The following is a 7,916-nucleotide window of genomic DNA, read 5'->3' as shown; positions in this document are numbered from 1 at the left end:
GAGAGCTACAACCCGACGGGGGAGCACGGCATCCACCCCCTCGACCCGGACCTCGGCATCGTGTGGCCGGTCGAGGAGCCGCAGCTGTCCGCCCGCGACGCCGCCGCCCCGTCGCTGGCGCAGATGCGCGACGCCGGACGGCTGCCGGACCTCGCCACCTGCGAGGCGTATACGCAAAGTCTGCGGGCGCAATAGGGCCGGATCGGCGTTCAGGCGGCTAATGTTCGTACATGGACCGGCGAATTTTCGGCCTTGAGACCGAATACGGGGTCACGTGCACCTATCGGGGACAGCGCCGCCTGTCCCCCGACGAGGTCGCCCGCTATCTGTTCCGGCGCGTCGTGTCGTGGGGCCGTTCCAGCAACGTGTTCCTGCGCAACGGCGCGCGCCTCTACCTGGATGTCGGCTCCCACCCGGAATACGCGACGCCCGAGTGCGACTCGGTGCCCGACCTGGTCGTGCACGACCGGGCCGGCGAGCGGATCCTCGAAGGCCTGCTGGTCGACGCCGAGCGCCGGCTGCACGACGAGGGGATCGCGGGCGAGATCTACCTGTTCAAGAACAACACCGACTCCGCCGGCAACTCCTACGGCTGCCACGAGAACTACCTGGTCAGCCGGCACGGCGAGTTCGGACGCCTCGCCGACATCCTGATCCCGTTCCTCGTCACCCGCCAGCTCATCTGCGGCGCCGGCAAGGTGCTGCAGACCCCGCGCGGCGCCGTCTACTGCCTCTCGCAGCGCGCCGAGCACATCTGGGAGGGTGTCTCCTCGGCGACCACCCGCTCCCGCCCGATCATCAACACCCGCGACGAGCCGCACGCCGACGCCGAGCGGTACCGCCGCCTGCACGTCATCGTCGGCGACTCCAACATGAACGAGGTCACCACGCTGCTCAAGGTCGGCACCGCCGACATCGTGCTGCGGATGATCGAGGCCGGCGTCGCCATGCGCGACCTGTCGCTGGAGAACCCGATCCGCGCCATCCGGGAGGTGTCCCACGACATCACCGGCCGGCGCCGGGTCCGCCTGGCCAGCGGCAAGGAGGTCAGCGCGCTGGAGATCCAGCAGGAGTACTTCGACAAGGCCACCGAGTTCCTCGACCGGCGCGGCGCCGACGCGGCGACCAAGCGGGTCATGGAGCTGTGGGGCCGGGTGCTCAACGCGGTCGAGACCGGCAACCTCAAGGGCGTCGAGCGCGAGATCGACTGGGTGACCAAGCTCGGGCTCATCGAGCGCTACCAGCAGAAGCACGACCTGCCGCTGTCGCACCCGCGGGTCGCGCAGATGGACCTGGCGTATCACGACCTGCGCCGCGGCCGGGGCCTCTACGGCCTGCTGGAGCGCCGGGGCAAGGTCGACCGGGTCGCCACCGACCTCGACATCTTCGAGGCCAAGGAGACCCCGCCGCAGACCACGCGGGCCCGCCTGCGCGGTGAGTTCATCCGGCACGCGCAGGAGCGCCGCCGCGACTTCACCGTCGACTGGGTCCACCTGAAGCTCAACGACCAGGCGCAGCGCACCGTGCTGTGCAAGGACCCGTTCCGGGCCTACGACGAGCGCGTCGACCGGCTGATCGCCAGTATGTGAACGTTGGGTTAGGCTGACCGGCGCTATGGACGACGAGATTCCCGCCGGTCAGCCCGCCCCCAAGCCGAAGGCGAGTGACAACCCGGACAAGCCGCGGTCCACCCGTCACGGTCGCCGGCTGCAGCGCATCCGCGAGGAGATCGAGCGCAACCGCACCGAGGGCCCGGCGATCCCGACCTGGGTCCTCGCGCTCACCCTCGTGCTCATCATCGCCGTCATGACCGCGCTGGTGGTCTACTCGTGAGGCGCTTCGCGGCCACCGCGGCCACCGCCTGCCTGCTGCTCGCCGGCTGCACGGACGACGGCGAGCGCCGCACCCCGCTGCCCGCCGGCCCCACCGTCACCGGGGAGGCGTCGGCGCTGCCGCTGCCCTCGCCGAGCCTGCCGCCGGTGGTCAACTCCGACGGCTGCCAGGGCCTCGTCACCGCCGCCCAGGTGCAGAAGGCCACCGGGCTGGCCGTGCAGCCCAGCACCGGCGACGGCGCCGCCGCGGTCGCCCAGTACGGACAGGCCGTGCAGAGCCTCGGCCTCAACGCCCGCGCCCGCATGTGCCCGTTCGGCAACGGCGCCGGCGACCAGGTCACCGTCGTCGCGCTCACGTTCCCCGACGCCGCCCAGTCGCAGAAGCTCTGGACGACGATCAAGTCCCTCGAGGCGGTCGGCGGCGTCGGCGAGGCCGCGCTCAGCGACCGGACCAAGACCCTGCTGGCCCGCCGCGGCAAGGCGATCGTCGCGGTCTACCTGGTCGCGGCCGCCGCCCCCGAGGCCAACCACCTCAACCAGCTACAGGCCGTCGCCAACGCCGCCCTCGCCAAGGCCTGACGCGGCGACCCGCCCGGCGGCCGCCGCCGACAGGAAGTACGCCCGGTCCTGCTGATAGCCACGGCCCATCGTCGACAGCTTCACCGGCAGCGCCAGCAGCGCCGGCTCGAGGTCCTGCGACGGGGCCGTCATCACGCGGTGCGGCGGACACAGCGGCCGCAGTTTCCCGTGTACGACCACCGCCAGCTCTTCGGGCAGGTCCGACGGCACGGCGAGGTCCGCCGGCGCGAGCGCGACCCGCCCGAACGCGGTCAGGCTGTGGTGCGACACGCCCCGGTGGCGCGGGCGCGGGTCCGCGTCGGAGATGCGCGGCGCGGCGACCGGCCGGCCGCCGAGCGCGGCGACGGCGTTGACCGCCTCGCCGGCGGCGACCCCGGAGAAGCCCCACGACGTGCCGGTGCCCAGGTTGCCGGGGCCCTGCGTGACGACCGCCAGGTCGGCGCCGAGGCCGTGGCGGGCGGCGAGCAGGCCGCTGTGCACGTTCGTCGACTCCAGGTCGCCGCCGAACGCCTGGCCGGTGGTGACCGTGCCGGCCAGCAGCGGACGCAGCGCGTCGAGGGTCCGGGAGAACCAGGCGGGCAGCGCGCCGCCGTCGGTCATCACGTACGCGACCCTGGCGGCGGGCCGGTCGGCGAGGATCCCGGCGAGGACCGCGGGCAGCGCCGAGTGCAGGTCCGCCACCACAACGGGCATACCGGATATATCTGTCTTGTCGGCGAGCGCGGCGCGCAGCGGCGAGGCCTCCTCGTCCGCGGCGAGCACCACCGCCTGCAGGGGCGTGTACCGCGCTTTGACCACGTGCCCGGGGGCGTCGACGTCCTCCGGCAGGCGGTCCGGGATGGCGACGATCAGCGCGTACCCGCCGGTGCCGAGACCCAGCGCGAGCGCGTTGACGTTGAGCAGCACCCGGTCGCCGACCCGTGGCTCGCCGACCAGGGCCGGATATGCCAGGGCCCGCACCTGCTCCGGGTCGTCCGGCCGGCGCGCCTCCAGGGCCACCTGCACCTCGACGCTGCCCTGCCACGATGTACGGGGCGCGACGACCGTTCCCCAGCGCCAACGGATCATCGGCACAACCTACCGTGTCAGCATGGCGTGTCCGCGCTGTGACGCTACGTTCAGTCACCGTGTGGGCGACGCCGTTTGGGCGTTCGGGCTGGTAGGTTCGCTGGCGTGTCGCGGACCCGAACCGAGCGCCTGGTCAATCTGGTGATCTGCCTGCTCTCGACACGCCGCTTCCTGACCGCCGGTCAGATCGCCTCCATCGTGCCCGGCTACGAGCACGACCCCGAGGACGAGCGCGACCACGAGGCGTTCCAGCGCAAGTTCGAGCGGGACAAGGCCGAGCTGCGCGAGCTCGGCGTGCCCCTGGAGATCGGCACGCCGTCGGTGTGGGACAACGAGCCCGGCTACCGCATCGCCCGCCGCGAGTATGCGCTGCCCGACATCCCCCTCGCCCCCGACGAGGCGGCCGCCGTCGGCATCGCCGCCCGCCTCTGGCAGCAGACCGGCCTCGCCGCCGCCGCGTCCTCCGGCCTGGCGAAGCTGCGCGCCGGCGGCATCGACGTCGACCCGCACGCCACGCTCGGCGTGGAGGCCGTGGTCACCGTCGACCCCGCGTTCGAGCCGCTCACCGCGGCCGTCCGCGACCGGCAGGCGGTCACGTTCGACTACCACGTGCCCGAGCGCGACGCCGCCCGCGCCCGCAAGCTGCAGCCGTGGGGCGTGGTGTGCTGGCGCGGCCGCTGGTATGTCGTCGGCCACGACCTGGAGCGCGGCGCCGAGCGCTGCTTCCGGCTGTCCCGGATCGTCAGCGGGGTGCGCAGGGTCGGCCGGCGCGGGGCGTACGAGCCACCCAAGGTCGACCTCATCGCCTACGTCGCGAAGACCAGCGGCCCGGTCGAGCGCACCGGCAGCGCCACCGTCCTGGCCCGCCCCGGGCGCGCCGCCGGGGTGCGCCGGTGGGCGGAGACGTGCGTGCCTGCGGGTGTGGACAGCCCCGACGGCGACCGGCTCACGCTGCGCTACGCCGACGTCGACTTCTTCGCCGGCTGGCTGGTCGGCTACGGCGCCGACGTCGTCGTGCTCGACCCGCCCGAGCTGCGCGAGGAGGTCGTCAAGCGGCTCAAGGCGATCGTCGCCGGCGCCCCCGGCCTGCCGGGCGCGGCCCCGCAGGTGACCGACCGGACGGAGGTGGCGGTGTGACCACGTCCGTGGACCGGCTCGGTCGGCTGCTCAACCTCGTGCCGTATCTGCAGGCCAGGCCCGGGATCACCCTCGCGGAGGCAGCCGAGGACCACGACATCACCGAGCGCCAGCTGCGCGACGACCTCGAGCTGCTGTGGCTGTGCGGGCTGCCGGGCTACGGCCCCGGCGACCTCATCGACATGGCGTTCATCGGCGACGGCGTCACCGTCACCTACGACGCCGGCATCGACCGGCCGCTGCGCCTCACGCCCGACGAGGCGCTCGCGCTCATCGTCGCGCTGCGCATGCTCGCCGAGACCCCGGGCGTCGCCCAGCGCGACGGCGTCCACCGCGCCCTCGCCAAGATCGAGCACGCCGCCGGCGACCTCGCCGACGCGCCCGTCGCCGTGCGCCTGCCCGGCAACGCCGACCGCCTCGAGGAGCTGCGCGGCGCCGTCGAACGCCGCCACGCGCTGCGGATCACGTATTACACCGCGACCCGCGACGAGACCACCGAGCGCGTCGTCGACCCGATGCGTGTCCTCGTCGTCGGCCGCTGGGCCTACCTGGAGGCGTGGTGCCGCCGCGCCCAGGCGGTCCGGCTCTTCCGGGTCGACCGCATCGACGCCTCCACCGAGCTCGACGAGCCCGCCCGGGTGCCCGTGCAGGCCCAGCCCACCGACACGCGCACCGGCACCCTGTTCCGCCCCACGCCCGACCTGCCGCTCATCACGCTGCGGGTCGGCCGGGGCGCCCGGTGGATCACCGAGCAGTATCCGTGCGAGGAGGTCGTGCGGGGGGCGGGGGAGCACTGGACGGTGTCGCTGCGCGCCTCCGACCTGGACTGGGCCCGGCGGATGGTGCTCGGGCTCGGCGCCGAGGTGTCGGTCGTGGCGCCGCCGGAGCTGGCCGCGTCGGTGGCGCAGGAGGCGCAGGCCGCCCTGGCCGCCTACGACGCCCCGGTGCCCGCCCTGCCGTGACCTGACGCCTGACACCGCCGTGCCGCGGTGCGCCCGTGCCGCAGTGCGCTCATGCCCCGGTGCGCCCGCGCTGCGGTGCGCCCCGTGCGCCGCGCTGCCGGGGCTCTGGCGGTGCATTAAGGTCGGTGCGTGCTCTGGTGGATCTCGGGTGGCGTCGTCCTGCTCTCGCTTGTCGTGCTCATCGCGGTCGTGATGCCCACGGCGGCCCGCGTGCGTCAGTTCGATAACACCGCGCTGTCGCTGCAGCGCCGTCTGCTCGACGGTCAGCAGCGACTGCTGCCCCACCTGATCCGCCTGCAGCAGACCGCCGAGGCGATGCAGCCCCGCCTGGAGGCCATGCAGGAGCAGGCGTTGATCATCCAGGCACGCCGCGGCGAGCTCGAAGACGCTGATCAGCGCCCCGCCGGTAACAGTTAAGAATCCTGGCGGATTAACCGGGCAAATAGCGCCTTTGTCCGGACGGATGGTTGACGATCGGGCGTTCCAGCGTCAACACTCGTCAGGACTTCAGCGGCCGGACGCCTTGGCGCCACCCGGCCTCTGCCCGTCACCCGATGTCACCAGTACGATGGGTCGGGCAATACAAGACTGTGAGGTGGCTTCACATGGGTGCACTCAGGCCGTGGCACATCATTGTGCTCGTAGTGGTGCTGATCCTGCTCTTCGGCGCCAAGCGTCTGCCTGACGCGGCGCGGTCGCTGGGTCGTTCGCTGCGCATCATCAAGGCCGAGACCAAGGGGCTCGCCGACGACGACGTCGATGCCAAGGCGGAGGCGCAGGCAGGCCGGGCGCCGCTGTCGGGCACCATTGACGACAACAAGCCGTCGCCGACTCCGACCGTCGACCCGGTCAACCGCGTCAACGAGCGCTGAGGCGCCGTTCCGTCGTGAGTATCCTCGCCCGGCGGCGAAAGGAGCCGTCGCAGTTCGCGCGCGCCGCAGACGGCTCCATGACGCTCATGGAGCACCTGCGAGAGCTGCGTACGCGGCTTTTCAGGGCGTGCGTCGCGATTCTGCTCGGCACGATCGTCGCGTGGTTCCTGGCCGAGCCGGTGCTCAACTTCATCCAGCAGCCCTACTGCGACCTGATGGTCGCCAAGGCGATCAAGGAGTCTTCCACCCACACGCTGCCGGACGGCTACAAGTGCCCATTCGTCCAGCTGGGCGTCACGGACGTGCTGGTGCTGAAGCTCAAGCTGTCGCTGTGGCTCGGGCTGATCCTGGCCGGCCCGATCTGGCTCTACCAGCTCTGGGCGTTCATCGCGCCGGGCCTGCACCGGCACGAGCGTCGATGGGCGTATCTGTTCGGCGGGCTCGCCGGCCCACTGTTCGCCGCCGGCGCCTACCTGTCCTTCGTGGTGGTCTCCGAGGGCCTGATCTTCCTGCTGAACATGACGGGCCCGGACATCTCCACCACCCTGGAGATCACGCGCTACGTCGACTTCGTCACCGGCATGATGCTGGTGTTCGGTTTGGCCTTCGAGTTCCCGCTCGGTGTCATGCTCGCCAACATCGCGGGTGTCGTGAGCGGCCGGAAGCTGCTGAGCTGGTGGCGCTTCGCGGTCTTCACCACGTTCGTCTTCGCCGCCATCGCCACCCCGACGGCAGACCCGTTCGGCATGACCGCACTCGCGCTGGCGCTGTCGATGCTCTATTTCGGGGCCGTCGGCTTTGCGATGTTCAATGATCGCAGGCGCGGCCGGAACCGGCCGTCCTACGCGGACCTCAGCGACGACGAAATCTCCTCGCTCGACGACTACACGCCTGAGCCGGTCGCGGCCGCGACCTCCGTCGGTGGCTACGACCCGGTCGAGCCCCCGACCCCGGTGGACGCCCCGACCCCGGTCGAGCGCCCCAGGTCCCTCGACAGCCGCTACGACGACATCACGTAGCGCTTCCGCTGCTCAGCTTCCCGCGCCCGCCGGCTCCTGCCCCGGCGGGCGCGCGCCTTCCTGACCAGGCCCCACACCGGCACCCACGACGCGCTCCTCGTTCACCGGCTCGTCGCGGTCCACGCCCGGGTCCGCATCGGCGTCGACCCGGCCGGGGTGTATGCCTGACCGCGCGGGCGCCCGGGCCGGTCCCGCCCGGCGGCACGCCGGACTGGCCGGTGGAGGGCGCCGGCCGCCGGCGGGTGCCGGGAAGCGCTCCGCATCCGGATGCGGACACTGCAACGCGCCGCCGCGACCCTGCTCCCCGCCGGCGTCGGCGCAACCGTGGCGGCGACCGCACCCGCAATGCCGCGCGCCGTCCTCGCCGAGCTGCACCTACCCGCACCAGAACGACCGGGGTCGATCGATTGGCCGGGGGACTCCCGGGCTGGCGGAGCGGCGGTGGTC

The 7,916-nt window shown here is 72.5% G+C and carries 10 protein-coding genes; 9 read left to right on the top strand and 1 reads right to left on the bottom strand.

Annotation, left to right across the window (positions count from 1 at the left end):
- The 4 genes from AB0H83_RS11050 to AB0H83_RS11035 all read left to right on the top strand — a co-directional run.
- Positions 1-195 (top strand): dTDP-4-dehydrorhamnose 3,5-epimerase family protein (locus tag AB0H83_RS11050; protein WP_360090468.1); only part of this gene is annotated, 195 nt, incomplete at its 5' end.
- A gap of 35 nt (positions 196-230) precedes the next feature.
- On the top strand, positions 231-1,589 hold the full coding sequence (gene pafA, locus AB0H83_RS11045) for a Pup--protein ligase (RefSeq protein WP_360090465.1): 1,359 nt from the start codon (positions 231-233) through the stop codon (positions 1,587-1,589).
- Positions 1,590-1,614: 25 nt separating this feature from the next.
- The gene (locus AB0H83_RS11040; protein ID WP_360090462.1) at positions 1,615-1,833 is read left to right on the top strand and encodes a hypothetical protein; all 219 of its coding nucleotides are present in this window, start codon (positions 1,615-1,617) and stop codon (positions 1,831-1,833) included.
- Positions 1,830-2,411, top strand: coding sequence for a hypothetical protein (locus AB0H83_RS11035; protein ID WP_360090459.1), 582 nt, complete (start codon positions 1,830-1,832; stop codon positions 2,409-2,411). Before AB0H83_RS11040 ends, AB0H83_RS11035 begins: the two co-directional genes overlap by 4 nt.
- Here AB0H83_RS11035 and AB0H83_RS11030 read toward each other — a convergent pair.
- Entirely contained in the window at positions 2,373-3,479 is a 1,107-nt protein-coding gene (locus AB0H83_RS11030; protein WP_360090456.1) for a DUF3866 family protein, read from the bottom strand. The genes AB0H83_RS11035 and AB0H83_RS11030 overlap by 39 nt on opposite strands.
- A 105-nt stretch (positions 3,480-3,584) precedes the next feature.
- On the opposite strand from AB0H83_RS11030, the gene AB0H83_RS11025 reads away from it, so the two are divergent.
- From AB0H83_RS11025 to tatC, 5 genes are all read left to right on the top strand, one after another.
- A complete protein-coding gene (locus tag AB0H83_RS11025) occupies positions 3,585-4,616 on the top strand; it encodes a WYL domain-containing protein (RefSeq protein WP_360090453.1) in 1,032 nt (343 codons plus the stop codon).
- Positions 4,613-5,578, top strand: coding sequence for a WYL domain-containing protein (locus AB0H83_RS11020; protein WP_360090450.1), 966 nt, complete (start codon positions 4,613-4,615; stop codon positions 5,576-5,578). The genes AB0H83_RS11025 and AB0H83_RS11020 overlap by 4 nt, the downstream gene beginning before the upstream one ends.
- A gap of 129 nt (positions 5,579-5,707) precedes the next feature.
- A complete protein-coding gene (locus AB0H83_RS11015) occupies positions 5,708-5,995 on the top strand; it encodes a hypothetical protein (RefSeq protein WP_360090447.1) in 288 nt (95 codons plus the stop codon).
- A gap of 188 nt (positions 5,996-6,183) precedes the next feature.
- Positions 6,184-6,450, top strand: a complete 267-nt coding sequence (gene tatA / locus AB0H83_RS11010; RefSeq protein ID WP_360090444.1) for a Sec-independent protein translocase subunit TatA — start codon at positions 6,184-6,186, stop codon at positions 6,448-6,450.
- Between the two features lie 77 nt (positions 6,451-6,527).
- Positions 6,528-7,469, top strand: a complete 942-nt coding sequence (tatC, locus tag AB0H83_RS11005; RefSeq protein ID WP_360090486.1) for a twin-arginine translocase subunit TatC — start codon at positions 6,528-6,530, stop codon at positions 7,467-7,469.
- Positions 7,470-7,916 lie beyond the last annotated feature (447 nt).

Source organism: Dactylosporangium sp. NPDC050688 (assembly GCF_040654515.1).
Lineage (GTDB): Bacteria > Actinomycetota > Actinomycetes > Mycobacteriales > Micromonosporaceae > Dactylosporangium.
This window is presented reverse-complemented; position numbering and strand designations above follow the sequence as displayed.

Coding starts and splice junctions, on each gene's coding strand:
- AB0H83_RS11040 (WP_360090462.1), top strand. CDS start 1,615: ATGGACGACGAGATTCCCGCCGGTCAGCCCGCCCCCAAGCCGAAGGCG.
- tatA (WP_360090444.1), top strand. CDS start 6,184: ATGGGTGCACTCAGGCCGTGGCACATCATTGTGCTCGTAGTGGTGCTG.
- pafA (WP_360090465.1), top strand. CDS start 231: ATGGACCGGCGAATTTTCGGCCTTGAGACCGAATACGGGGTCACGTGC.
- tatC (WP_360090486.1), top strand. CDS start 6,528: ATGACGCTCATGGAGCACCTGCGAGAGCTGCGTACGCGGCTTTTCAGG.
- AB0H83_RS11030 (WP_360090456.1), bottom strand. CDS start 3,479: ATGATCCGTTGGCGCTGGGGAACGGTCGTCGCGCCCCGTACATCGTGG.